At 37.0% G+C, this 26,554-nt stretch carries 21 protein-coding genes; 1 reads left to right on the top strand and 20 read right to left on the bottom strand.

Translation table 11 applies throughout. From position 1 onward, the window contains the following. Window positions 1-118: 118 nt before the first annotated feature. Window positions 119-1,228 carry a GGDEF domain-containing protein gene (locus tag BLV55_RS08185; protein WP_093313209.1) on the bottom strand — a complete coding sequence of 370 codons (1,110 nt, stop codon included), beginning with the start codon at window positions 1,226-1,228 and terminating at the stop codon, window positions 119-121. A 418-nt stretch (window positions 1,229-1,646) separates the two neighbouring features. On the opposite strand from BLV55_RS08185, the gene BLV55_RS08180 reads away from it, so the two are divergent. Then, window positions 1,647-3,137, top strand: coding sequence for an aspartate ammonia-lyase (locus BLV55_RS08180; RefSeq protein WP_093313207.1), 1,491 nt, complete (start codon window positions 1,647-1,649; stop codon window positions 3,135-3,137). Window positions 3,138-3,224: 87 nt separating this feature from the next. Here the strand turns inward: BLV55_RS08180 and BLV55_RS08175 are convergent, their stop codons facing one another. The 19 genes from BLV55_RS08175 to BLV55_RS08080 form a co-directional block, all read right to left on the bottom strand. Then, window positions 3,225-4,304 (bottom strand): LysM peptidoglycan-binding domain-containing protein, encoded by a 1,080-nt coding sequence (locus tag BLV55_RS08175; protein ID WP_093313205.1) that lies wholly within the window; start codon window positions 4,302-4,304, stop codon window positions 3,225-3,227. Next, a complete protein-coding gene (locus BLV55_RS08170; RefSeq protein WP_093313203.1) occupies window positions 4,288-4,854 on the bottom strand; it encodes a PilN domain-containing protein in 567 nt (188 codons plus the stop codon). Before BLV55_RS08170 ends, BLV55_RS08175 begins: the two co-directional genes overlap by 17 nt. A 19-nt stretch (window positions 4,855-4,873) precedes the next feature. Next, a complete protein-coding gene (gene pilM, locus BLV55_RS08165) occupies window positions 4,874-5,962 on the bottom strand; it encodes a type IV pilus assembly protein PilM (protein ID WP_176968327.1) in 1,089 nt (362 codons plus the stop codon). Window positions 5,963-6,019: 57 nt separating this feature from the next. Continuing rightward, window positions 6,020-7,075, bottom strand: coding sequence for a type IV pilus twitching motility protein PilT (locus BLV55_RS08160; RefSeq protein ID WP_093313198.1), 1,056 nt, complete (start codon window positions 7,073-7,075; stop codon window positions 6,020-6,022). 348 nt (window positions 7,076-7,423) lie between these two features. After that, a complete protein-coding gene (locus BLV55_RS08155) occupies window positions 7,424-11,713 on the bottom strand; it encodes a Cys-Gln thioester bond-forming surface protein (RefSeq protein ID WP_093313196.1) in 4,290 nt (1,429 codons plus the stop codon). Between the two features lie 182 nt (window positions 11,714-11,895). Beyond that, window positions 11,896-12,165, bottom strand: coding sequence for a hypothetical protein (locus tag BLV55_RS08150; RefSeq protein WP_093313194.1), 270 nt, complete (start codon window positions 12,163-12,165; stop codon window positions 11,896-11,898). Between the two features lie 196 nt (window positions 12,166-12,361). Further along, window positions 12,362-13,540 (bottom strand): MORN repeat-containing protein, encoded by a 1,179-nt coding sequence (locus BLV55_RS08145; RefSeq protein WP_176968326.1) that lies wholly within the window; start codon window positions 13,538-13,540, stop codon window positions 12,362-12,364. Between the two features lie 37 nt (window positions 13,541-13,577). Then, window positions 13,578-14,543 (bottom strand): DHH family phosphoesterase, encoded by a 966-nt coding sequence (locus BLV55_RS08140; RefSeq protein ID WP_242870075.1) that lies wholly within the window; start codon window positions 14,541-14,543, stop codon window positions 13,578-13,580. A 185-nt stretch (window positions 14,544-14,728) separates the two neighbouring features. Continuing rightward, the gene (locus tag BLV55_RS08135; protein ID WP_093313190.1) at window positions 14,729-16,294 is read right to left on the bottom strand and encodes a pilus assembly PilX N-terminal domain-containing protein; all 1,566 of its coding nucleotides are present in this window, start codon (window positions 16,292-16,294) and stop codon (window positions 14,729-14,731) included. A gap of 17 nt (window positions 16,295-16,311) precedes the next feature. After that, on the bottom strand, window positions 16,312-16,947 hold the full coding sequence (locus BLV55_RS08130; RefSeq protein WP_093313189.1) for a PulJ/GspJ family protein: 636 nt from the start codon (window positions 16,945-16,947) through the stop codon (window positions 16,312-16,314). A 9-nt stretch (window positions 16,948-16,956) separates the two neighbouring features. Then, window positions 16,957-18,558 carry a type II secretion system protein gene (locus BLV55_RS08125; protein ID WP_093313187.1) on the bottom strand — a complete coding sequence of 534 codons (1,602 nt, stop codon included), beginning with the start codon at window positions 18,556-18,558 and terminating at the stop codon, window positions 16,957-16,959. Window positions 18,559-19,709: 1,151 nt separating this feature from the next. After that, window positions 19,710-19,808: a hypothetical protein gene (locus tag BLV55_RS15010; protein WP_242870074.1), complete on the bottom strand. Its 99-nt coding sequence runs from the start codon at window positions 19,806-19,808 to the stop codon at window positions 19,710-19,712. A 119-nt stretch (window positions 19,809-19,927) separates the two neighbouring features. Then, window positions 19,928-20,242: a nucleotidyltransferase domain-containing protein gene (locus BLV55_RS08110; RefSeq protein WP_207646054.1), complete on the bottom strand. Its 315-nt coding sequence runs from the start codon at window positions 20,240-20,242 to the stop codon at window positions 19,928-19,930. A gap of 168 nt (window positions 20,243-20,410) precedes the next feature. Further along, complete coding sequence (locus BLV55_RS08105) at window positions 20,411-21,142, bottom strand: transposase (RefSeq protein WP_093313183.1); 732 nt, start codon at window positions 21,140-21,142, stop codon at window positions 20,411-20,413. A 301-nt stretch (window positions 21,143-21,443) separates the two neighbouring features. Continuing rightward, the gene (locus tag BLV55_RS08100; RefSeq protein ID WP_207646053.1) at window positions 21,444-21,806 is read right to left on the bottom strand and encodes a type II secretion system protein; all 363 of its coding nucleotides are present in this window, start codon (window positions 21,804-21,806) and stop codon (window positions 21,444-21,446) included. 94 nt (window positions 21,807-21,900) lie between these two features. Beyond that, complete coding sequence (locus BLV55_RS08095; RefSeq protein ID WP_093313182.1) at window positions 21,901-23,103, bottom strand: type II secretion system F family protein; 1,203 nt, start codon at window positions 23,101-23,103, stop codon at window positions 21,901-21,903. A gap of 17 nt (window positions 23,104-23,120) precedes the next feature. After that, a complete protein-coding gene (locus BLV55_RS08090; RefSeq protein ID WP_093313180.1) occupies window positions 23,121-24,182 on the bottom strand; it encodes a type IV pilus twitching motility protein PilT in 1,062 nt (353 codons plus the stop codon). A 10-nt stretch (window positions 24,183-24,192) separates the two neighbouring features. After that, complete coding sequence (locus tag BLV55_RS08085) at window positions 24,193-25,875, bottom strand: GspE/PulE family protein (protein ID WP_093313178.1); 1,683 nt, start codon at window positions 25,873-25,875, stop codon at window positions 24,193-24,195. 184 nt (window positions 25,876-26,059) lie between these two features. Beyond that, window positions 26,060-26,554, bottom strand: coding sequence for a YqeG family HAD IIIA-type phosphatase (locus BLV55_RS08080; protein WP_093313176.1), 495 nt, complete (start codon window positions 26,552-26,554; stop codon window positions 26,060-26,062).

Raw genomic sequence — 26,554 nt, 5'->3', positions numbered from 1 at the left:
CTATAGCACCTCCGCTTTTTCAAGTCTTTAATGAATACTTCTGAGTCATCCCTATAATGTGTACCCGTTTTCTTCTGATATAACACTCATTGATAGCAGTCTACTCAGTATCTAATTATCAACGTATAGACTGCTTGACTACATTTCTACCCATCTCTTTCGCATAATACATTGCCTGGTCAGCTTTATTAACAATACTGTGCACACTATCTCCTGACTCGTAAGAAGCTACTCCAAAACTTCCAGTGATCTTTTTTGACCGAATAAAAGAATGATTTTCGATAGTAATTCTTATTTTTTCTGCAACATGATAAGCTTCCTGTAAACAAGTTTCAGGACAAATAATCAAAAACTCTTCACCACCCCACCTACCAATCACATCATTTTTCCTAAGATTCTCGCGTATTAACCTCGCTAATTTTTGCAATACTTCGTCTCCTTGTGCATGGCCATAGGAATCATTGATACTCTTGAAGTGATCGATATCTACTAAAATAACCGAAAAGAAACATTCCCTTACTTCTGTTTCTCTGATAAATTCGATCATCATTTCTTCCAATTTCCGACGATTATATATCTTTGTCAGTACATCGGTAGATGATAGGTGTTTCAACCTGTGATTCATTTCTCTTAGAGCGACTTCTTTACTACATACTTTTATAAATCTCTGATAGTTAACACTAGAAATAATCCAGGCAATGATATTATTTGCAATAATATCTTGCATATAATTCAACTCCGATACATGTGGCTGATAGAGTGGTAGTAAAATGATAAGAATGCCACTACTCATACAGTATATAAGTAGCATCGTCAGAGGATTAAAGTAAAACGCCATAGCAAACCCGTAAAGCACTGCTATATATACAGTTGGAATTACAAAAAGAGAGCTGGCTTCTATTAAAGATCTCAAAATAGCAATGATAAAGCCTACTAACCCAAAACTAATTGCATAGACTCTTAGGAGCATTGTTATATTATTAGGATTAAGCTTTTTAATAACAAAAGCTATCATTGCATAAAAAAACATAATTACGGCTGTCAGTAAATGAATTTTCCCTATAACTGATTCAAATCCTACTACTACCAGTCCATAAACAAGTTGTTCAAAAAAAAGAAATGCAGCTAACAGTAAAATGACAAGATTGTTATGAAAAAACATTTTTTGAGCAAACTCTAGTTGATTCGATTGTCTAAGTAGCAACATAAAGCTTTGAAGATTTTTCATGTGCAATCTTTCCTTCACTATTGTAATATTTTTGCTCGAACACTCTCTAGCAAAAATAACAATAGTTATTTTTACTAGATCGGAAACTATTGGTATCAATAGTTTCTCAATATATCTATCAATAGATTAAATTGTTAATGATTTAACTCTATAATTTGTTTCGTTTAGGTTTTTTGTGTATTCAGTAAATGGCGAATAATTAATTTATTTCGAAATCATCTAAAGGTATTGGTTTTTTCAGTAATCATGTTATACTATAGATAGGCTTAGAACAATAACCCAAAATAAATTTCAATATTTTTTTGCTAAATTTAGTTAATTAATTATCAATCTTTTTTCTCGAAAGCCTTTTTCATTTCCACACCAATCTTTGCTTATTTACAACTTATTAACAACATTAGAATGAGGAGGTTATAACATGATTGAAACTAAGTTAAACAAAATTAACACACTTCAAGATGTATCAGAAAGAAACATTAATCCAGAGGTTCGAATAGAATCTGACTCGCTGGGAAGCATGGAAATTCCATCTAACGCTTATTACGGCATTCAAGCAAAGCGAGCACAAGAAAACTTTCCGTTACCAGTAGCGAAAGTGCATCCAGAACTAATTCGTAGCATGGGCAAAGTAAAATATGCATGTGTTTGTGCAAATCTTCAAACAAACACTATGCCTGAACAAATTGGTTCAGCCATAAAAAAAGCCTGTATCGAATTAATCAATGGTGAATTTGATGAACAAATCATTGTCGAATCCATTCAAGGTGGAGCAGGAACATCAATCAATATGAATGTAAATGAGGTGCTAGCAAATAGAGCTCTGGAAATATTACGTGTTGATAAAGGAAGGTACGACATTGTATCACCAAATACGCATGTGAATATGGCACAATCTACCAATGATGTAGTGCCAACAGCTTTCAAAGTATCCGTTTTATCAATGGAAGAAAATTTAATTAACAGTTTAGAAAAACTTTTTCTAGCGTTAAAAGATAAAGAGCAGGAACTTGATGATGTGCTTGTAATGGGAAGAACTCACTTGCAGGATGCACTCCCTATTAGATTAGGACAAGAGTTTGGAGCTTATAGTCGTGTCCTTCGTCGAGATATTGATCGAATAAAATCTGCCATGAAGTCACTTTCTACGGTTAATTTAGGTGCTACGGCCGTTGGCACTGGTTTGAATGCAGACCCAGTATACATTCAAGCTGCTATCGAAGAACTGTGTTCAATCACAGGCTTAAACTTAGAAGTAGCCGAACACCTAGTGGACGGAACACAAAATACAGATGGCTATATACATTTATCCAGTGCTTTGAAAAACTGTGCTCTTAGTTTATCCAAAATGGCAAATGACCTTCGTATGAAAGCATCCGGTCCGTCCTGCGGACTCATGGAAATAAACCTTCCGCCAGTACAACCAGGTTCATCTATCATGCCAGGAAAAGTTAACCCTGTTATGGCCGAAATGATGAATCAAATATGTTTCCAAGTGCAAGGTAATGATCATACTGTATCTCTTGCTTCTGGTGCAGGTCAATTTGAACTTAATGTGATGGGGCCTGTTCTGTTCAAAAATTTATTTGAATCTATCGATATTATTACACATGGCGCTGAAGTATTTGCTGTTCGTTGCATTGAAGGAATTACAGCTAATAAAGAAGCTTGTAAAGAAAAAGTAGAAAATAGCGTTGCGCTAGCAACGGCGTTAAATCCTCATCTTGGTTATGAAGCAACATCAGGCATAGCTAAAGAAGTATTAAAAAGCAAAAGAAGCGTACGGGAAGTCACTTTAGAAAAAGGCCTTCTAAGCGAATCTGATCTTGATGAAATTATGCAACCAAAAGAGATGACAGAACCAGGAATTGCTGGAAAACATCTTATTGGCATAGGTGTTCGTCAGGCGTAAATAATTATATAGTAATGATAATTTATAAAAAACCCTTTGATGATGCCATCAGAGGGTTTTTTAATGTTTCCCAAAATGATTTTATAATTATCTCTTTGGAATACGAAGTACATCACCAATAAAAATAAGACTCGGATCTTCAATATTATTAGCTTCAATAATGTAAACGATTTTTTCTTTACTTCCATAAAAAGCCATTGCTATATGATACAAGGTATCTCCTTTCACTACCGTTAAGACCCATTCATTTTCTTTTTCTATTCCACGCCTTTTAATGTGGTCATAAAATGATAATGACTCATTTTTTATTTTACTTTGATCCTTAAAGTGATCAGAGCTTGATTTTTCTTCTCCTCCGATCATTTGGATAAGTTCTTCATCAGTAAGCTCACGATCACTACTCCCTGTATCTACTCCAACTCCTTCAAGGCCCGTTTTTTCACCATCATTTATTACTGAATCTTTAGTAGATGGGGTAGGCATACCAGAAGTGTCAAAAGGATTCTTTCTTTCAACTTTCAGCGCATCTTCTAAAAGTGTATATGTAACCGTTTGGGGTCTTGAAGGATAATATCGTTTTACTCTCGGGACATTGTAAAAATGATACGTGGCGGTACCGGTAAGCCATCCGTCTGGTGAGCCTGTTACAGACAAACTATTAAGCATCACTTTGTTTTCATATTCTTCTAAAAGACTGAGAAGATCCATAATCCCATTGTAGTTACCTGTATAATTTGTTTGAACAACCATCTGATTTAATTTTATTAAATCTGTTGTTTCTTCAGAATCCTCATTTTCTTCATCACGATGATGTCCAAATTCTTCTATAGTGGGCTGGGAAAAATTCATTGTATTTATTTCAAAAGCATTATGAACCAACAGATCATTTAAAATAACGATTATATCTTCCTGTTCTAAAACTCCATAAAAATTACTGGCAATTTCCATGATTTCATGAGTTGTTTCATTTTTTTTGTCTTCCAGATCCGGTTTTTCTAAAGCTCTATTTTTTAAGCGTGTATACTCTAAGGTCTCTTCTTCTAATGTTATCGTCATTTCTTCAAGCGTTTCGTTAATAGGAGTCATCACAAAGCGAAAAAAACCTAACAATGCAATAGCGACCGTCAAAACGACTAAAAGGATTTTTTCTCTATTGTTCAATCTCATTTTCTATACCTCCCTTTAGCTGAAATGAAATAGAAAAGTTATAAAGTGTGTCTGCTTCAGTAATGTGAGCAACAAAAATTTCATTAAAATGTCCAGAATTACGAATATTGTGTTTCATCTGAGCAATAGATGTACGATGAGTGCTGTTCCCCTGTATCTGAATTTGATTTTCAGCAATATGTAAAGCCTCAAATGCAATCCCATCTGTTACGCTTCGAGAAATAAGATCTATTAAATAGGGGGTGATAACTTTTCTGTTTTCCAAAGACGTTTTTATTTTTTCTAATGAATATAATTCTTTCTTCAATAAGTCAACATCCTTTTCAAGCATTTCTATTGCATCGTAATCATTTTCAGCATACAGCTGGTTTATATCATCTTTGACTAAGGCAATATCATTCTCTAAACGTTGAATTTCTATGTAGCCATAAACGGACCATGCAACTAATAGAAAGCATAAAGAGCCAACGATAACAACTCCCCATAATCCCTTAAAAGGTTTTTTTTCTGGCTCCATTGTATAATTTTCAAAAAAATTATAATCTCTCATATAGACACCTCCTTTTATATTATTTGCGAATCATCGCACCTAACGCATTAACATATAGTGTTACTTCTTTGCTGGCATTCTCTATCTCTATGTTTGTTAACGACGTTATTACGGATGTTGGGATATTAAAATATTCTTCAAAATACCGGTCAACATCTACCATACGAGATGTACCGCCATATAAAAGAATCTTATCTATGATATGTTTGGCGTCTTGATTAAGGTAAAATTTAAAGATACGCTCTATTTCTGCCATCCATCCATCCAAAATATTTTGTACAATATTAATTACCCGCATTTCTTTATTTTCTTCGTCTGACTCTACTAAACTAGGATCTTGGTTGATAGATGAAATGTTTTTCTTCATTTCAATAGCATCATCATGCGAAACATCCATAAAGTTAACAATATTTTGATCAATCATATGTGATCCGTGATGAATTAATCGATTCAATTGATGAATTCCTGATTCAACAATAACAATATTAATCCCTTGGTAACCAAGATCAATCAATGCGATTGTTTTATCTCCAACGTTGGTCAAATTATTCAAATGATATTTTGATTCCAATAACTTATCCATCTCATTAAAATGAAGATCCATTATCAACGGTCTTAGCCCAATACTACTTAATAATTCAAAATAACCTCTCGACATTTCTTTCGGCACCGCTGTAACTAACACCTTGTTCTTATCTACCCCTTCTTCAATAACTTCATTTAGGAACTTTGATTGAATAATATATTCATTTACTTGAATTGGAAGTGTTTGCTCCACTTCGTAGGCAAGCATTTGCTGCATTTTTTCTTCCGATACTTTTGGTAAATTCAACTCTCTTGTAATAATTTCGCTACTTTCGATCGTACAAATCGCATTTCTTGTTTTAATCTTATGTTCATCAATAGATTGCTGTAATACGTGACGAATTAAGTCCGGTTCAATAAGCTTCCCATCCTTAAAACTTCCTTCCGGTGTTTCAACTGTAAAAGACTGTTGTATTAGAATTTTATCCTTTAATGGTTTTCCTACTACAATTTTAATGCTATGATGTCCAAAGTCAAAAACAATAACTTCTTTTCCAATTAATTTGAGTTTGTTTTTTTTCAAGACGATCCCCCCTTAAAGTATATTCTATCTGTTATAAGAAAACTTATTCCATATTCATCATTCCAGACTTCGAAAACACGTATCTTCGTCGGTAGTGTACTGTTTTAAAGTTTCTAACGATATAGAGCCTTTTTTGAATAAATAACTCAAGTGATCATCGATTGTTTGCATTCCATTTCTTCTTCCTGTTTGGATGAAAGAGTTTATTTGATGTGCTTTTCCTTCTCTAATCAACGTTCTTATTGCTGGCGTAACGAATAAAATTTCTACTGCTGGAATTCTCGTAACCTCATCCATTCTTGGTATTAACCTTTGAGAGATAACCGCATTTAAGGAACTAGCCATCTGAAATCTGATTTGTTGTTGCTGGCCAAAAGGAAATACATCAATAATTCTTTCTATTGTTTGCTGTGCATTTCGTGTGTGGAGCGTTACCAGAACCAAATGACCGGTTTCAGCAGCTGTAATAGCTGTTTGCATGGTCTCTAGATCCCTAAGTTCACCAACTACAATCACATCAGGATCCTGTCTCAAACCTGCATGCAGAGCTTCATAAAAATTGTTGCAATCTCTTCCAATTTCTCGTTGAGTAATCATGCTCATTTTATCCTGATAGATATATTCTATAGGGTCTTCGATTGTTAAAATATGAAGTCTTCTAGTGGTATTAATCACATCTACAATTGATGCTATGGTTGTAGTTTTGCCACATCCTGTTGGTCCTGCTACTATTACAAGTCCGGATTGCATTTTTGCTATTTTTTCAATTTGTTCCGGAAGTTCTAGTTGAGCAATGGTCGGTATTTGATGATGGACTAATCGACAAGCGAATCCATAATAGTCTCGATAACGAAACACATTCATTCTATAAGCATATCCATTAGGTGTTTGATAAGCAAAATCCACCTGCCCTTTTTCAGACAAAATTTTTGATTGAACCCCACTTAATAAAATCTGAACATAGCTAATAGTATCTTGCGCCGATGTTTTGCGATTATTTAGGGGTTGTAGCTCGCCATTGATACGAATCATCGGAACATGTCCAACACCAATATGAACATCTGATGCTTTCCTTTCAGCGGCCTGCAAAAGAATTTCATTAATGTTCATCATGATCTCTCCGTTATTTGATAGATAACCTTAGTAATTAGATAACCAATTTTTTCAATTACTAACAAATGATAATAAAAAAACCGGCAATTTCGCCGGTTACGCCACTGGATTACTGCAGCATAAGGCGTCCATCTCTGTCTGCAGATCATATCCTCAAATAATTATTATAGAATCAAAAGAGTACCATTAATAGTATACGCCTATTATAACATATGGGACAATCAGCGTGCATCACTTTTCTTGATTTAATAATCTGCAAGTTCCAGTAGCTCTCTTTGTATGATGAATAGTAGAAAACTCCGTAAGTAATACGGAGTTTTCTACTTGTTCTACGATTTAACTAAAATACTAGAATATTACTCTTTTTTTCATAGCGTAACCTGTAGCGATTAACAAGAATCCTAAGATGTAAAATTTCAACGGGTTGCTTTCCCCAGTTTGAGGAAGTAAAGGAACACCTAAAGGAATTTCCTCATCCAGTATGATAACTTCTTCTGGCTCTTCAGGTACTCCTAACGGAACAGGATCTTCATCAATAATAACCTCTTCCGGAGTTCCTAATGGAATAGGATCTTCATCGATTGTCACTGTCGGATCAGTCGTCTCGATTTCTACTGTATCAATAATTTCAGGTGTAATGGTTCCGCCACCACCTCCACCACCTCCACCGCCGCCACCGGCAGGAACAGGAGTATTCACTACAGAAAGTATGCTTACGATATCTCCAACTTCAACCGTATCACCATTTGGATACGCTGCTGTATATCCACCAGGTATTATCTCTTCAATACGATAAACTTCACCTAATTCCACTTCAAAGGTTACACTTAACCCTTCTGTTGTTTCAGTTGCTATTAACTCTTCTTCTACTTCTTCAGGTACTTCTGACTCCGTCACACGATATAAGTTAATAACAACCTCTTCTTCATTATCATCTGTATATTCTTTTGTTACTTCTAACGTAGGCTTGAAAAACTCATTGAACACTTCCACTTCAATTTTTTCAACGGGCTGATTATCCATTACCATGTACAACTCAACGATCATATTTGGATCAAAAACGTCACCCTCCACTGGATAATCAATTTCAACAGGTGTTTCTGAATTAAATAAATGATAGGTGATGCGATAACCTGTTAAACGATAATTACCTTGTAACTCTTCTGGAATAATTTCTTGTAACTGATAAACTTCCGGTGATTCCATAGAGCCAATAATAGTTTTACTAGCGCTATCAGTTTCTCCATCTCTTACTCTATAGCTTCCTTCTAATGACTCTGTTGGAGGCGCCATAAATACCACTGGACCATTTATAACTCCATTTTCCGGAGGATCTGACTCTCCATTCATCTCCGACATTACTTCAACGATAAAAGCTACTTCTGGTATTTCTTCTTGAGCAGGTTTTCCTTCGCCTGTCACTGTTTTTAAGATTTCTAAAGAAATTTCTCGATGCTCCTCATTGGTTACAATAAGTCTAGGTGTTGTAAACGCTGGTGGCATTACCGCAACTCTTGGGTTCATAGGATTTTGACCATCGTGCAAAGTAACTGTTCCTACTAGAATCCAATCACCATCCTCATTATTGACCGATATACTACCATAGGACTCCCAAAGAGAATTACTAAATCTGTATGGTTTACCAACGGGGACTTCCTCGTAGATATGATAGGTTCCTGGATACAATCCATTAAAGGTAATAAATTCTTCTTCATTAGGATCTAGAAACTTTTCCCTTGAGAATGATAACTCTTCGTTATTTGATGACTGTCGTACTATCTTAAAATGAAATGGTCCTGCTGCTTCCATTGATAACCAAGTGCCTTCCCAAACTTTTTCTATCTCAATTTCATATAGCTCTTGATTTGTTATAACAGCTTCTGGAGGACTTGATGCGTTCACATGGCTTCTTGTCAGTTCTATTTCTCCATTGCTAACCCAGCGATAATTCTCAGGCATATCAATTTCTACAGCCCGGTACTCACCAAGTGGAAGGTTATAGAATGTCATGCGATGTTCATTATGTTCTCCCAACAAGAAAGTATCCTTGCCTTCTACAATAACAAAATTATCTTCCGCATCCAACAGTTGGAATCTGAACCCTTCTGGTTCCGTTTCTTCAACAACTTCCATCACATCCATACTACGTATTTCAGGAAAATCTCCAAGGGTACTTCCAAAGCCATCAGCATATTGCGGAGCAAAGTCTTTTCTTACCATTAAACTAGCAAACAATTGATGATTTTTTGCTTCTACTTCCGCTATACCACTGTTGTCAAACAATACGGATCCCACTTCGATCCACCGGTTATCGGCACCTATTGGATCATATAAATCATAATCGGCACCTGCTGGTATCCACTCTTTTATTATATAATCACCAGGGAGTACTGGTTCAAATACAGCGGGATTTCCAGAATCTCCTTCTTCTTCTCCTACTGTAATTGTCCAATGAGATCCATCTTTATCGATTTTTTCTCCTTCGTTATCGAACAGTCCAAAGGTAAATCTTCTTCCATCAAAAGATTCAATTTCTGTTGAATAACTTTCTCCATCTGTAGACCAATGTTTTTCTACTTCAATGCGATACTCTAAATTACCAATAGAAACACTTTCTACGACATTAGGGTGATCAATGTTAATATCGATCAAAGGCTGTGTCTCATAATTTCCCTGCCAATCTGTATTAACAGGTTCGAAAACATATCCTTGACTAGTGTAATGGACACCTTTGACCCGAACTGCTAATTCATTAAAGTTTTCTGGCAGGTTACTTATAGCCTGAGTAATAGTAACATGATAGGCGTCATTAATTTCATCTATTTCTTCTATTACACCAGTACCCATAAGACTTTGCAAGTTGGATCCAAATGTGCCTCCACCAATATCGTAGTCGTGACCATTCCCTTCATATTCAAATTCAATGATAAGGTTGCCATTATCAACACGATAAGATGGTTCACTATTGAATTGTGGTGAAATATCATTAGGAGTATCTAAGCCTAGCAAATAATCCCTGAGATCTCGCGCATTTTGACTTAAGCGATTTTCTTGTGTCCCATTAGTAACTCTCCAAATAGCATATTGTGTTCCAGCAATGGCTTGTCGTTCTGTTAAATTATTAATACCAGTTCGAGTTCTAAGATCTCCTAAATTGTTGTCATTACTTCCTTCGCCAAAGACCTGATAGCCATGACTAATCATATTAACAATACGCCGCTTTTGATTTTCTGATAGTTTACTATAACTTGCTAATGTTGGTCGGGTATATGGTTCTACAGTACTTAGGGGAGTCGTAATATCAATGCAATACACATAGAAGATAGGACCTGTATACGTCCACTGCCAAATATTGTTCCAATAATACCATGACCATACTTCTTCTCTCGTTCCTTCTCTTACGGTAAAAATCCTGCTTATTCTTTCACCATCAATACCGTCACCAGTATAACCATATTGGGTCGAACTGTTCATCAATCCCATTTGTCTCATGGCCACTGGTTCTTCAGGAGTAAGCGATATAAAGTCTGTATAAGCTGTCGCTTCTTGTAAATCGATCATCGGCTCTTCTAAAATTATTGGTCCTAAAACATTTTCTTCCAACAGTTTTTCTTCATTTTCTTCGGTATTTTCCTTATCTTGATCCAAGCTTTCTTCTTGATCTTTGTCTTCATTTTCTTTTAATGCTTTATCATCATGATCCAATTCTTTCTTTTCTTGTTGTTTCTCCGGCTCTTTATTATCGTCTTCATCACGCTGATACTTTTCATTATCTTTCGCATCTTCGTCGTTTCCATTTTCTAAAGAATTTTCGTTTTCATTTTCATCTGTGTCGTCTTCGTTGTTTCCCTCTTTATCATCGTTTTTAGTCTCTTGCTGTTCTGAATTGTCTTCAGAGCTTATTGAATCATCGGTTTTTTCATCACTTTTCTGCTCAGATGATTTTGTATCGGATGATTCATTTTCTGATCCATCCTGGTCAGAAGATTTATTTGAATCATTTTCTGTCGAATCAGATGTTCCGTTATCATCGCCATTGCTGTCGTTATTATCGTTGCCGTTATCACTATGATTACTATCTGATTCAGATGATTCGCCGGAAGTACTGCCATTTTCACTGTTATCTCCTCCGGTATCACCAGTACTACTCTCACTTGATTCCATAAATGTTACCGCAGGCATTTGTTCAGTGTTTACTAGGGACTTTAGATTGACTTCTGCGGCTATTGAAAGTGATCCGACACCAGTCTCGGATATCCATGGATCAACTAAAAATATACCTGAACCTCTAGGTGTCTCTCTCAGATCTGAAAGTTTTCTGCCACCCAACTGACCTATTAACCTGATATCATCAACGATCCATTGAGAAGAAGCTTCATCAAACAGGTTAACCTCTACTTCAAATGCATTTCCCTTTAACTCGAAAGCAACAGAGCCTATCGGTCTATTCTCTAGTAATAAGTCTACTTCTCTCTGAAATTCTATTTGTTCTGGTTTTACTGGTTCGGCTGTTTTGGAAGGTTCTATCGAATCACCTATCGCTGTAACTGGTAAAACACTGCCGAAGGATAGCAATAATATCAGTAAAAATGCTATGCTAATCCTCATATTCTTATACCTTCTTTTACGAGTTCTCATGCTTCACACTCCTTTTCCTGAAAATTTCTCTGGTTTTTTTGATTTTCTGGTTTTTCTGGAGCCAGATACTCTTTTTTCAGCCTCGTTTTTTTAGCGGGACGTGGTTACCCACTATTGCAGGAGTGCCGCGTTTTTCTGGATGGGACGTGGTTACCCATAGCTTTCTTTGTAATAACAGGCTGCTATTCACCCACATTTAACATTTCCGCCACCCCCTTACTATCTTTCCATTTTCTAAGTGATTGATCTTCGTTAGCGCGAGAATTGAGTTCCTCTGTAGCCGATCCCATCAGCATTAATAATTCTAATTCACTTCTAAAAAAAACTTTTTCGCCGGTATCCATTCTCTGGATGCTTCCTTGCCAGCTATTATGCTGAAGAAATCTGATATCAATTAAAAATCGTATACCTCTTCCAAAAGGAACTATATCTTCGCTGTAATCCTTTTTCATCGCTCAACCCCCTCACCGCTATCAAAAGATCTAGTACTATCTTTATATCCTATGAGCGTTACATCTGACGGACATCTGTGTTACATCTGCGTTACATCCATATCAAAACATTCATATCCAGGCCTGCCAATCCTTTAAAAATAAAAAAAGCCTTACAGAGTGCTATTTTGCATTTCTGTAAGGCTCTAAATCATCATTATGGTTGGATACGTCCTACTCTTTCACCATTTCGATACATCACATATTGCCTTAAATTGTTACCGCTAGCGGTTCTTGAGCCATCAATGGTTAATATACCGTATCCTCGCGGAACACTACTCCGGTCACTTTGAAAGTTCACTGTATGCTTCTGTCCTTGGACCCAATATCCTTCAAATTTATTTTTATTTACATAATCATAGGTCCCTTCCCCATGCTTTAGACCATTTTCAAAATCTCCATTGTAAATATCCCCATTAGCAAAGGTGTATCTTCCATCCCCATGAAATTTATTGTTTTGAAAATAGCCATTATACTCATCTCCATTGGCCAACTTCATAACACCTTTTCCTTCCATTTTATCATGCATCCAAATACCATTGTAAGAGCCACCATCGGGTGCTTTTAATGTTCCATTGCCATGAAAAGTACCAGCTTTTACTTCACCGTCGTAAGAAGCACCATTGGTATAAGATAATTTCACACTGCCATTACCGTTAAGTACTTCTAAATTAAAAGCAGTTACCTCTAAGGGAAGAAGAGGTTTTCCCCATAAAATATTATCATCAGAACCACCACTGCCATAACGAACATCAACTCTTCCCATTGCCATAGTGCCGCTGAATCTACCCGTTACACGATCACCATTAGCATATGTATAAGTTCCGTTCCCATCTATCTTATTATGCTGAAAAGTGCCGTTAAATCGATCTCCATTAGAAGCAGTATAAGTTCCGGAGCCATGCAATTCACCCTCAACAAAATCTCCCTTGTACATGGCACCACTAAGGAGTTTCAACTCACCGTTACCATGAAATTTCCCGTTTCGAACACCACCTTTATAGGTTGCTCCATTTGGAAAAGAGAGATCAACGGTACCAATATGAGACGAAGCTTTTAAGCTATGATTACCACTTTCAATGGCTAAAGAAATTGGCTCTGTCGCATCAAGTGATGTAATATGAATAACACCATCTTTTTCTTCAAAACTCCATCCTAGTATAGGACTTAAAGCTTCAAGAGAATAATGAGCTTCACCATCAATAAATACTACGGGCAACTCCTTTACTTCTCCACCTTCTACAACCATTTTAACCGTATCTGCTTCTGCGTATACCTGAAAAAAAGACGCAAGTACCAAAAGAACCGTTAACGCTATGAAAGATAATGCTTTCATAAACACCCTCCTCATTTCTTTTTTCATTCCTACAGCACTATTCACGAATCTCTTCAATAATCTCACGAAGGACTTTCTCAGCTTCTTCATGGGCCACTTGACAAGTTCCTGCATTTGCATGGCCTCCACCACCATAACGTAACAACAATTCGCCTATATTCATTTTACTGCTTCGGTTAAAAATACTTTTTCCAACTGTCATAACGGTATTTTGATTCCGAAAGCCTTTCATGATTTGAATAGAAATATTACATTCCGGGTACATTGCATAAACAATGAATCGATTTCCGGCATAAATGGTTTCTTCTTTCTTCAAATCAGTAATGATAATATTGTCCTCAATTTTAGTGCATCGTTTCATCATTTCTTTGAATAAATCCTGTTGTTCGAAATAAAGCTTCACTCTCTCCTGAACATCCGATAATTGAAGGATTTCTTCCACACTGTACTCACGACAATGATCAATCAGCTTCATCATAAGATCATAATTAGAAATAGTAAAGTTTCTAAAACGACCTAATCCGGTACGAGCATCCATGATAAAATTCATAAGATTCCATCCTTCAGGATTCAAAACTTCTTCTTTATCAAATAAAGCTGCATCGGCTTTATCAACAGCAATCATCATTTCTTCCGATACCTGCGGATATGCTTCCTTGCCACCAAAAAAGTCGTATACCACACGTGCAGCCGATTTAGCATCAGCATCAATAATATGATTGTTCGGCTGACTAGTTATTCGAAGGGTTTCGCTAAAATGATGGTCAAAAGCGAGGAACACCCCTTCAGCATAAGGAAGGTTGGTTGTAATGTCTTGCTTGCTTAGTTCCACCAAGCCGTCTTGAACATCTTTAGGATGAACAAATTTAATATCTCCTAAAATATTCAGTTCTTTTAACAAAACAGCACAAACTAACCCGTCGAAATCACTTCTAGTTACTAAGCGAAATTTCTTACCACTGAATAGATCTTCACGAAAGTTTTCTAAGTTTATCCTTGACACGATGTCATCACTCCTTGTTTATTCATATTGGATTTGTTATCTTACTACATAGTCCATAATACCCAAATTTAAGCAATATATCCAGATAAAACTTAGTGTTACAATCAGACCTTATAATCCTCGATATTTTTCTCTCAGATAAAAATATACTTCGTCACTATTCTCAACTGTCCCTTGTGCTTCCATCATTCTCCGGTTACTTCCTTCCAATCTCTTATTTCCCAGCCAAGGTTTGTCGGTTCTAAAATCCTGGGTGGATATCGGTAGAACATTCTTGGATCATGGGCATATTTTTTGAGATAGCCGGTGGAGTTAATGATCCCTACGGCTAATCGCTCTTTTTGTGTAATATTTCCCCATAAGATAATATCCCCTTTTCGACTACCACTATCATGATTTTCAAATCCAAAACCGCCCTGGGTTGCAAAAACTGCACCGTGAATGTGCATATCATTGGGGGCTACGTCGTACATTCTACTGTCTGTTGAACTTCTTTGCCAGTTCCGAAATCGTCGGTTCCAAAAAGGTCCTGTCCATCGTTTCTCCCATTCATAATCCCAACTCCAGCCATTCCCATCGGTTCCATCCCTTAGCCAACCATGATGAAGAATTAAAACATCGTGGTTAGCCACAAGACCCAGCATGTCCTCCCCTTCCGCTTCCCTTATCCATATTTCTCTTTCTGAATCCCATACGGAAGGATTGTCGGGATCGCCAAAGGTTGTGTTTTTATAAGTGATTCCTCCTTGGGATGGATTCTCTAGGGGGGTAGGTGGAACTTGACTCTCATCATTTCTATATTGACCTCCCGGATACCACTCCTGATCATCATACCATTCCGTCGGATCCGTTGCCGTGATATAAATATTATTTTCCGCCCCAATGGTTAGTCTGCCTTCCAGCTCTCCGGAAATAAAAAGGTTTCCCGTATCCGGGTGCCATTTATTATTGTTTTGGTTTCCTTTAATGTATATAATATCATTGGGCGGTAGGGGCCGTTCTTCTTCTATTACTGTATTATTTTCAATGTATTTCACTTTAATCTTATCACCCTTTAAGTGTATGGCGGTGCGACCTTCAAATACATAGCCATCCATCGCTGCCCATTGTTCCAAAGAAGAATTTGTAGCCGGAATTTCCATGGTTTCTGATTTTTCTGCTCCCCCATGAATATTATGATAAGTGGGGCTGTATGGATTTCCTCGAATATAATTTCCTGAATAGCTTACCGTATCATAAAAAACAGGATTTCGAATTCTTAAATGCCCGTTTGTATGATAGGGCCCATGTACTTCATCGCCAGCGGTCCACCAAATATTATTCCCTTCACTTTCACTGGCATACACATGATGGACAAACTGCTTTCTTTGCACTTGTACTTCAATAGTTCTTTTGTTTGTTTCTTCCCCTTCAACCCAGCCTGTTGAGCGGATCGTTACGTATCGGTCCAACTCATCCGGTGGTAGTACCTCTAATTGATAAAAGCCGTGGTCATAGGCAATTGGTTGACCGACCATCTCCTGACCCTCTTCCATCTCATAAAAGTCTGAGTACTCATTTAAGTACCAAAGGTATTTGTTAAATCCCGCCTCAGCATATTGAATGCTCTTTTCCTGTTTCTCGGTAAAACTTGAAATTGTTTGTTGACTGGAGACCGTAGTGATCAGACCCAGCAATAAAACCATAATCACACAAAAAGCGAGCAATACAACAATTAGGGTAAAACCTCTATCGTTATTATATTTTTTCATCGTTACACCCCATTTCTTCAATCCGCTTCCACTCTGCTCCGTGTCATTAAATAACCTTCAAAATACATTTTTTGACTCTTGTCTTGAACTCCTTCAATTTCAATATGCACTTCAAAGGATTTTCGGTGATCCGTATCATTGTTTGGATCCTGATTCACCCGTTCAATATTTCTAAATATGCTACCGTTGGTTATGTTTCGAAGGACTGTACGCTCATTCCCATAGTTCCCGGAATATTCATAGGGGTACTCATCAAATTCCGTACCTTTGCTATTGCGAACCCTATAAGATTTTACTAAATTATTATTTTCCAGTGCATATTTAATGTTTTCCGGTTTTCCATCCCCGGTGATGTCCGAATAGAAAATTAATGTAGCATATCCTACACCTTCCGGGCTTTCTCCCCTTACCACCGGTTGGTTTTCTTCTGATTTTCTTGCCTGTTTAATCTCCTTTTCCAGCTGATAGTAAAAGGGTTGCACCTCCATAGAAAGTAAGGCTTGTTCCTGTATTGATTGTGTCGCAAAAATTCCATGGAATAATAAATTATAGGAAGCGGTTATTACTACAAGCATTAAGCCTACCACAATAATAACTTCTAATAGGGTAAAGCCTTGGCTGTATTCATTTTTTTTGAAATCCTTCACTTCCATCTATCTCACCTACTCGCTAGTATGATTTTGCGGCTTAACTTCTATTGTGTTGCTATAGGGTGCTAAGGGAACAGCTAAAGAATCTTTAATGTTTTCTGTTTCTAAAATAACTAAATCCACTGTCGGTCCCATTTCTAACCCTTGCAACTCATCTTGCAGTTCATCATCTCGAATACTTAATATCAATCGGTTCTCTTCTTTTTCCAGTACATATCCTGGTTCAGGGTCAAATTCTATCGGGTCATCTTCTTCAGGAGGTGTCCAAGCTTCCTTCATTGCTTCCACACTTTCATACTTTTTATACTCGGGTAAGTCGATGCTCTGTTCCCCTCTCATAAATGCAAAAGGAAAGGAGGCTTCTCCTAAATGATCTATATTTCCTAACTCAGAAGAAAAAGGAAGGATTAACTCTATCACCTGGTCTTTTAGATTATAGGAAACGGTTTCTTCCTTTAACATCATAACTAACTGTAACTCCTGTAAAGTTTCTTTAAAACTGTATTGTTCAAATCCACCTTCCCAAGGTTTCCAATTCCCACTGGCTTCTTGTATGGCTAGTTCATACTCTCTTTCCGAATCCTCTAAGTCTTTGCTTATGCTATATTTATAGGTATAGCCTGTCCAAAATTCCAAATTATTCAGAACATGTAAATCCTGGTTTTGAATGGTAATGTGCTCTATCCCTACTCCTTCAGGTAGCGTAAAGTCTTCGGGCAAAATTTTGAAGGCAATATCCATGCCTGTATCTTGGACTTCTTGCATAACTTCATCCAAATTGATGATCTTAATCAGTCCGGGAAAATCCACCAAAATTTCTTCTTCATAAAAGTTATTCCCAGAAAAGTCCAAGGCGATTTCTCTTTTATCCTCCCACCGGTCTTCTAGGGCTTTTACAGGAGAACTTATCAACCTTCCCGTTCCTCGAGTCCAACTTAAACTTCCCAGTTCCCATAGGCCTTCATCTTTTCTTTCTCCTTCAAAAATGATGATGACACGGCCTTGCTGATCCGTAAACTGGCGATAATTTCTAGGTCCACTTTGTTCATCCAATTCAACTTGAACCTGAGGTTGGGGTTGGTTATAGTTTCTCCAATAGGTTTTAATCATCACCCCGGGATTGGATGGCAGCCTTTCTCCTTCAAAGGATATCAGGGTTCCTAGAACCGATACCTGCGCCACTTCTTTTGTAAAAGGATTGTTTGATTCAACAATTACATCCACTTTTTTACTGGCATCGGGAACTATGATACCATCCACATTTTCCGTATCATCCCAATACACCCTCGTTGTGATATAGTAGTTTACCCCATTGATTACATAAGGACTGGTTTCCTCTCTATTCATGTATAAATTTGTATCCACTATTCCCTTTGGTGAATAATTTTCCAGATCCAGCCCAAGTTCATCATGATAGTCCAGGCTTCTTAGCCAGTTGATTTGATTGGCTGCAATTTGCCTTGCGGTTTCTTGATTTTGATTGTAATTTGAAGCATTCAGGGTAAAGGCAATTATCGGTAAAAGCATAATAGAAATAATACCCAACAATGCAATGGAAAGAATGATCTCAATTAAGGTAATAGCTTTTTTATTGGATAAAAAGCACTTTTCCATTTTCATCACCTTTTTCTACAAATTTTAAAACTTTCCAAAGTATATAGATTGCTATATCTTTTGGGAAATTTTAAAATAAGAGCAATTCCTTTTTTTATTTTCAAGAATATTAGTCGCTGTGTTCATTAGTTAGCTTTCTTCTCAAAATATCAAAAAACTAAAAACCGACTGATCTTCAGCCGGTTACGCCACTAGATCACTACAGCGTAAGGCGTCCATCTCTAGCTGCAGATCATTTCTTCTGTTAAAAGTATATTAAACAAGACTAGGTATATGTCTATATTATATCATAGAATATACATAATGAATACACTATTCACTTTAGCTGATGAGTAAAAATTTGCACTTTGTTTTTTCTTTCGTTTCATATAATATTTCAATATTTTTTTGAAGCCCTTATCATGTTTGAAAATTGATTGTCCGCTGTTTTCTCTAGTCATTATTTATCAAAGGTACCTGAGGATAAACGCACATGTAGAGACATACAATAATTCACTTCGTGATTTTTTAAGGCAAATAATTTTCAATCCTCCTTAGAAAGACCTATTCGCTGACCGGCTTTATCAATTTCATCTTCAGCTGCCGTTCCATCTTGTTAAGGTCCGCATTGGCATTGTTCAGCTGAATCTGCTAGACTTTCGTCCGTTTATCGCTTTCCCCTTCCACACCGATCTTAAAACCAAAATCTGTCATCTCGTCTCACCTCCTTCCAGGCATAAAAAAGACACCTCATTTGAAGTGCCTTCTAATTTAAAATTTCATTTTATAATTCATGATCAGCACGATAAATTGCGAGATAGCTTCCCGGCATCACATATCTAAAATCAGCTTGCACATTTATCTTTGTAGATAACTCTACTTACATCAGCGGGAATTGTTTTAACCCCTCGTACTTAGGGATTACCTTATTTACAACATTTACCACAGCTGTTGGATTGTCTAGTTCTTTTTGAATATAGTCTTGAATCTCGATCAAATTTTCTGTTGCCATGGAGGTTTACTTTGATCTTATGCACTAAATCAAACCCCAAACTTTTCTTTCACTTATTCCTCTGTCATCCAATCTTCATCTGTTTTGATCCGATTTTCAGCTTTCATGAGCTTCGACAATAATTTTATAGTAGCTTGATTTTTTTCATACTCTTCAATATCTATGATTGCAAATCTTCTTCACCAGCTTTTTTGCACAGTTTTATTAAGCTATGTCCTTGATGAAGAAATCCAGTTTTAAAGATCATATAACCTTTCAAATATTTTTCAATAGCTTGCTGGCAGTGAAAATAAATTATACCATAGTCTCCGTCATGTTCCCAATAGAATCTTGGTACTCCTTAAATCTTGGTCTCCCATTTTTAACCAGTCTGTGTACTTAGTGGAATCGACCAATGAGACTCTCCCCTTCCCTATCAATGATATTGGCAAAACGCGCTGGATCATCGTTGTACTTTTGCCACTGTTCCGGTGTGTAGACTACAATATCCAAATCCACATCATAGTCAATTTCAAGATGTAGTCGACGCTTGAAAGCTCGCTTATTTTGCACATCTACAATTAAGCACAGGTCAATATCGCTGTACCGGTGAACCACGCCTTTGGCGTATGATCCAAATACGTATATATCCTGGGGATTGTATTTTTCTATAATTTGACGAATGATCTGTTCTAACTCAGGTTTTTGAAACATTAAAATCATCTCCTACACATATAATATATTGTTGAGTTGCCACAATAAACAAGTCTATGCTTGAGATACTGACATCATGTTTATCGTATCATGTTTCGGTGTTATCAACAACGTTATTTTTATTTTTGCAAGCGCTCTTCAAAGTACGGGTTGCCTCCGTCCTCTATCCTACGCATTTTGAACAACTTTAGCACCAAGACCGGTTATTCGAGCAATTTGTAGTTTTGCTGCTCCTTCAATGGATTTTATTTTCCTTAAGGCTTCGTTCCGATCTTCTTTGGGTAATTGATTCAAAGACTGATACTTAATTTCAGGAAATTCTCTTTTTATTCGGTCTCGAAGTTCATTATCTGTGAGGCGGATTCCTGTTTCAATATCCATACAACTGTCATTATTCTTTTTCTGTACAAAACGCTTCATTCGTTCGATGGCTTCTTTTCTTGTTTTACCAAAAATGTTGATGATATAGGTAACGTCCGTCAAACCTACCGGGTATTCATGGTTATGTTCATACGATTTCCAGCTGCTCCATTTATAATCAAATACTCCCTTGGATAATCCAGCTTTCGTAGGATTTTGTAATATGTATCTGAAGACGGTTAATAAATACCTGTCATCTTCCGCTGGTTCACTTTTAAATCGATCCTGGAAAACGTGACCTTTTCGTTCATACTTATAATTCATCCATAGGGCATATTGTGCAGTTGCTCTGCGCATAAAATCTCCAAGATCCATGTTGTTTTCTTTGATCAGTAAGTGCACATGATTTCCCATCAGGCAATACGCATATAAATCAATTTCATACTTAGTTTTCTCTTTTGTTTCTGCCAGAATTTCTAAAAACTTTATTTGATCCTCATCATGTTCAAACAGAGACTGTCCTCCATTTCCCCTAATCATCACATGGTAAATATCAGTTCGGCTTAGTTTGCGTCTATGTTGATCAGCTCCTTAACGCTTTATAGAATGCTAATATTGTGTCAATTATTATATTCGACACAAATACTCAGTTTCCTTCTAATTCGCATAAAGAAGAGCCAGCCCGAAGGCTGGCTCTCGTGGTGGTGCTGTGGGGTGGTTCAAAAGGACGAGTTGCCTCCGTCCCCATCGAGCCTATCAGATAAGTTAATAAGTTAAGTGCCTGGCACTAATCAGTTGCTGCCGCACCATTCACTTGCTTGATTCATTCACTTGATTCACTTTATTCTATTGGCCAAATATTTTCACTACCAGGTGGCCACATATTCTCTATTTGATCGTCATCATCTAATTCAATAACCCAATTGTCATTATCATTACTAGTACCAATCTCAACAGTTATTCCATCTAAGTGTTTATTAATAGCATCTTCACCTAAATCTCCTTGAGCTTCTGCCATAGTTACAGCACTAGCAATCGTTCTAGCCGTTGCTTTATGTGCTGTTTCTTCGGCATCAGAAGTTAATCCTCCTAATCTTGGAACAGCTATCAGAGCCAAAACCCCCAAAATCGCAACTACCACAATCAGTTCAATCAACGTGAAGCCTTTTCTGTTTTTTAATTTCTTATTAAACCATTGAATCATTATAATTCCTCCTTTTTATCATATGCATGCTTTTACTGTAACTTCATCTTTACTTTTAACGGTTTTTTCTTTCCTTTTACCACTTTCCATTTCCTTAAATCGTCTGCATCATGTCAAACATTGGCAATACCATACTGATCACGATAAATCCAATGACCAGTCCCATGACTAAAATCATCATGGGCTCTACAAAGGTTAGCAGACGTTGAATTTCCGTTTCCACCTCCTCATCAAAAATATTTGCTGTCTTTTCCAGTATTTCGTCCAGCGTTCCTGACTCTTCTCCAATTTTAATCATATTGTGTACCATTGGAGGAAAGAGTCTAAGATTACGAATTGGGGTGGAAAGGGCTACCCCTTTTCGTATATCTTCTCGGGCAGCCATAATTCCATCAGCCACCACTTTATTGCCAACTGCTCCAGCTACACTTTCCAGCGCCTGAAGCAATGGAATACCACTATTTAATAAGGTTGAAAGGGTTCTTGTGAACCTAGCAGCGGCCACTTTAGTAGTTAAATCACGAATAATCGGCATATAAAATTTTATATTATCAATGCTTCTTTTTCCAGCTGGTTTTGAAGTTATGTATCGAAATAAAACAAAGAGAATAAGAAGCATTCCTGCTACGATATACCAACTACTTTGAAGGAAACTACTAATGGCAAGAAGGATTCTGGTAGGTGCTGGCAAAGGAACTCCACTACCTTCGAACATGCCTATAAAGGTAGGCATAACTACCGTAAGCAAAAATACGACAACTGCAATGGCTACAACACTTAGTATCATTGGATACACCATAGCGCTTTTGATTTTGCTGTTTATTTTATATTCTTTTTCATAATGAGTTGCCATCCGCAGCATCACCACATCTAAGTTACCGGATACCTCTCCAGCCGCTACCATATAGGTCATTAGTTCTGGAAACGTTTTGGGATGTTTCGATAATGCTTCAGAAAAAGTAAACCCTTTCTGTACATCTTCATAAACTTCGCTAATAATCTTTCTGAATCCTTTATGAGGCATTTGTTGTCGCATAATATCCAAAGCATTTACAATGGTTACTCCTGCATTTTGCATGGTATAAAATTGTCTGCAAAAGACGGCTATATATTTGATGTTAATACGAGTAGTAAATTGAATATCCCTTATGTCTTTTTCAGTTATTTCTTCTACCGTCGTAGGGTATTGCTGTTGCTCTCTAAGCTTCCTTATGATTTCTTCCCGGCTGTCGGCTGTTTCTTTTCCTGATATGACTTCACCGCTGGGACTAATAGATTCATATCGAAATTGTGGCATTTACCTTCCCCCTCTCTTTACAGCATGTTTTTTAGATTTCGTTGAACAAAATCGCTGTCCTGAGCAAAGGTGGCACAGGTTTCTTTCGATATGACACCTTTTTTCACGAGGTTTATTAATGCATCATCCATCGTGATCATTCCATATTTTGATCCAGTTTGAACTGATGTTTGTATTTGATGTGTCTTTCCTTCTCTAACCAAGTTTCTAATAGCCGGTGTAGCTGTCATGATTTCAAAGGCTGCCACTCGGCCAGAACCTTCTTTTTTGGGCATAATCTGTTGAGATATAATACCCTCTATGACAGAAGAAAGTTGAATTCTTACTTGTTGTTGCTGATGCGGAGGAAAAACATCCAATATTCTATCGACAGTCTTAGCCGCCCCGATGGTATGCAAAGTACTCAAAACCAAATGTCCCGTCTCGGCAGCAGTGATGGCTATAGCCATGGTTTCAAGATCTCGCATCTCTCCGACAAGGATAACATCAGGATCTTGACGTAAAGCTGACCGAAGACCATTTGCAAAAGACTTTGTATCCAACCCCACTTCCCGTTGATTTACAATGCTTTGTTGATGTTTATGAAGATATTCAATAGGGTCTTCCAAGGTTAACACATGACATTTGCGTTCTTTATTGATCAAGTCGATCATCGCTGCCAAAGTGGTTGATTTACCAGATCCGGTAGGACCTGTAACCAGTATAAGGCCTCTTTGTTTATGAGTAAGCGCCGCAATATGAGAAGGTATTCCTAGTTCTTCTATGGTAGGAATTCTTATATTAACCACTCTGAGAGCCATCCCATAGGTTCCTCGTTGTAAGTAGGCATTCACTCGAAATCTACCTATCTGAGGAATAGCAAAAGACACATCTATTTCTCCATTTTCTTTTAAGCAATTTTGTTGGTATTCAGTTAATACTTCATATACCAGATATTTAGTGTCATCTGGTTTTAATACAGAATGATCCATTGGTTGAAGTGATCCGTCCACCCTAATGATAGGAGGATTCATAACCGTTATATGAACATCTGATGCTTTGGTTTCAAGTGCTTTTGTTAGGATGTCACGTATATTCATGAAATTCCTCCTATTCTAGTGAGTATGTGATTCGAATTAATTCGTTGACAGAAGTTACTCCATTAAGCACAAGATCACGACAACTATCTCGAAGGGTAATCATCCCTTTTTCCATGGCTTTTTCTTTTATCTGATTAGATGGACTTTGAGATTCTATCATTTTCTTTATTTCTCCATAAATTGGTAGTATTTCATGGATGCCTGCTCTTCCTTTGTAGCCATTATTGTTACACGAATTGCATCCTACCTCTTCATAAAGGGTTATAGGTGCTTCTAATTTAAGAAGTTTCTGTTCTTTCTCGGATGAGGTGTAACTCTTACGACAATTGGTGCATAGTTTTTTTACTAAACGCTGTGCCATGATTCCTACGATAGAACTAGATAATAGATATGGCTCTATTCCCATGTCTGCCAATCGACCGATCGTAGAAACCGTATCGTTTGTATGAAGGGTAGAAAGTACTAAATGGCCGGTAATAGCTGCTCTTACAGCAATCTGTGCAGTTTCAGCATCACGAATTTCTCCAATCATAATAATGTCCGGATCCTGCCGTAAAATAGATCTGAGACCACTGGCAAAGGTTAATCCTGCTTTAACATTAACCTGCGATTGGTTAATTCCATTGATGCGATATTCTACTGGATCTTCTACCGTAATAATATTTTTATTTACTTGGTTTAACTCTTGTAATACAGTGTAAAGAGTGGTAGTTTTTCCACTTCCAGTAGGACCGGTTACTAAAATAATGCCATTGGGGTGTTGAATAATGGAATCGAAGGTTTTTAAGTTTTCTTCACTAAAGCCTAATTCTTTTTTACTAAGCATTACACTGCTTCGATCCAACAATCTGATAACCACTTTTTCACCATGGACAGTAGGCATAATCGCAATTCGCAAATCCACATCTCTACCATCAAATTCCATTTCTACCCGTCCATCCTGAGGGACTCTTTTTTCGGCGATATTCATTTTTCCCATAATTTTTATCCTGGTAACAACCGCACTGTGACTACCTTTATTAGGTCGCATAATCTCCTGTAATTCACCATCCAGACGAAAACGAACTCGGATATCTTTTTCTGTTGGTTCGATGTGAATATCACTAGCTTTCATTTTAATAGCCTGCCGAAAAATAGAATTAAGAAGTTGAACCACTGGCGCTTTTTCTATATTCGCCAGCTCCTCTTCATCTATTTCTTCCAAGGCTTCTGTCATATAGGATTGATCAAAAGCTTCCAAGGCTTTTTCGGCGGTTTCTTTTTCATAAAAAAGACTGATGGTATTCATGATTTCAGAAATAGTTGATATTACAGGTTCTACATCCAACCCAGTAGCTAGCTTAACATCATCAATGGCGAAGATGTTAAGCGGATCAGCCATAGCTACAGTCAGTACATTCCCTACTCTTTTTATGGGGATTAGTGTATGCCTTCTTGCCAATTTTTCAGGTAAAAGTCTTGGAACTTCTGGAGAAATATAAGCTTTTTCCAGATCCATGTGAGGGATTCCTAATTGAAATTCAAGAACTTCAACAATTTGCTTATTAGTTATCATACCCTCATCTACTAAAATTTCTCCAATTTTTTTATTTGTATCTTTTTGTTTTTTTAAAGCTTGTAGTAATTGATCTTCTGAGATAACGCCAACTTCAACCAGTAAATCTCCCAATCGTTTATTCTTCGGTGTTTTCATGAATTTACCTCCGATGTAAAAAAATAAACCGACGAATATATAATATTCAGCCGGTTACGCCACTGGATCCCTACAGCGTAAGCGTCCATCTATAACTGTAGTTCTTCTCCGCTGTTAAATTGTTATAATAGTATTATACCCATTTTATCGCCTTCTGTAAATATTAATTTAAATCAACGTCTGATTAGCGAAATTTCTGTAGATTTTTAAGGACATATTTTTCAAAGTTTCGCATGATACTTGTCCACCAAAATTCTTTGCTTTTGATGGGAGATACTAAAATGGTATATAAACCAAGGCGATTTCCACCCAATACATCTGTAAAAATCTGATCTCCTATTATTGCGGTTTCTCCCGGTTCTTGTTTCATTGCCCGAAGCGCTTTGGTTAAGCCGGATTTAGTAGGTTTTTTAGCACTGGCTAATCCTTTGCAATGAAAGTAGGCTTGCATTTGGTGTACTCGCTGGGGCTTATTGTTTGATACCAAAATAATATTGAAGGATTCTTTTTTTGCGGCTTCCATCCAGCGAATAGAGGTTTCTGGTGGTTCCGCTGAATCCCAGGCCACTAATGTATTGTCGATATCAATCATTAAGCCTTTTATCCCTACGGTTTTAAGCTCTTTTAACGGTATATGACTAAGATCATCAACCCAAAGTCTTGGTTTTAATAATTTCAT

The sequence above is a fragment of the Tindallia californiensis genome (genome assembly GCF_900107405.1).
Taxonomy (GTDB): domain Bacteria; phylum Bacillota; class Clostridia; order Peptostreptococcales; family Tindalliaceae; genus Tindallia; species Tindallia californiensis.
Note: the sequence above shows the minus strand (reverse complement) of the source record. Positions and strands in the feature narration are given on the sequence as shown.

Coding starts and splice junctions, on each gene's coding strand:
- BLV55_RS08185 (WP_093313209.1), bottom strand. CDS start 1,228: ATGAAAAATCTTCAAAGCTTTATGTTGCTACTTAGACAATCGAATCAA.
- BLV55_RS08180 (WP_093313207.1), top strand. CDS start 1,647: ATGATTGAAACTAAGTTAAACAAAATTAACACACTTCAAGATGTATCA.
- BLV55_RS08175 (WP_093313205.1), bottom strand. CDS start 4,304: ATGAGATTGAACAATAGAGAAAAAATCCTTTTAGTCGTTTTGACGGTC.
- BLV55_RS08170 (WP_093313203.1), bottom strand. CDS start 4,854: ATGAGAGATTATAATTTTTTTGAAAATTATACAATGGAGCCAGAAAAA.
- BLV55_RS08160 (WP_093313198.1), bottom strand. CDS start 7,075: ATGATGAACATTAATGAAATTCTTTTGCAGGCCGCTGAAAGGAAAGCA.
- BLV55_RS08155 (WP_093313196.1), bottom strand. CDS start 11,713: ATGAGAACTCGTAAAAGAAGGTATAAGAATATGAGGATTAGCATAGCA.
- BLV55_RS08150 (WP_093313194.1), bottom strand. CDS start 12,165: ATGAAAAAGGATTACAGCGAAGATATAGTTCCTTTTGGAAGAGGTATA.
- BLV55_RS08145 (WP_176968326.1), bottom strand. CDS start 13,540: ATGAAAGCATTATCTTTCATAGCGTTAACGGTTCTTTTGGTACTTGCG.
- BLV55_RS08135 (WP_093313190.1), bottom strand. CDS start 16,294: ATGAAAAAATATAATAACGATAGAGGTTTTACCCTAATTGTTGTATTG.
- BLV55_RS08130 (WP_093313189.1), bottom strand. CDS start 16,947: ATGGAAGTGAAGGATTTCAAAAAAAATGAATACAGCCAAGGCTTTACC.
- BLV55_RS08125 (WP_093313187.1), bottom strand. CDS start 18,558: ATGGAAAAGTGCTTTTTATCCAATAAAAAAGCTATTACCTTAATTGAG.
- BLV55_RS08110 (WP_207646054.1), bottom strand. CDS start 20,242: ATGTTTCAAAAACCTGAGTTAGAACAGATCATTCGTCAAATTATAGAA.
- BLV55_RS08105 (WP_093313183.1), bottom strand. CDS start 21,142: ATGATTAGGGGAAATGGAGGACAGTCTCTGTTTGAACATGATGAGGAT.
- BLV55_RS08100 (WP_207646053.1), bottom strand. CDS start 21,806: ATGATTCAATGGTTTAATAAGAAATTAAAAAACAGAAAAGGCTTCACG.
- BLV55_RS08095 (WP_093313182.1), bottom strand. CDS start 23,103: ATGCCACAATTTCGATATGAATCTATTAGTCCCAGCGGTGAAGTCATA.
- BLV55_RS08090 (WP_093313180.1), bottom strand. CDS start 24,182: ATGAATATACGTGACATCCTAACAAAAGCACTTGAAACCAAAGCATCA.
- BLV55_RS08085 (WP_093313178.1), bottom strand. CDS start 25,875: ATGAAAACACCGAAGAATAAACGATTGGGAGATTTACTGGTTGAAGTT.
- BLV55_RS08080 (WP_093313176.1), bottom strand. CDS start 26,554: ATGAAATTATTAAAACCAAGACTTTGGGTTGATGATCTTAGTCATATA.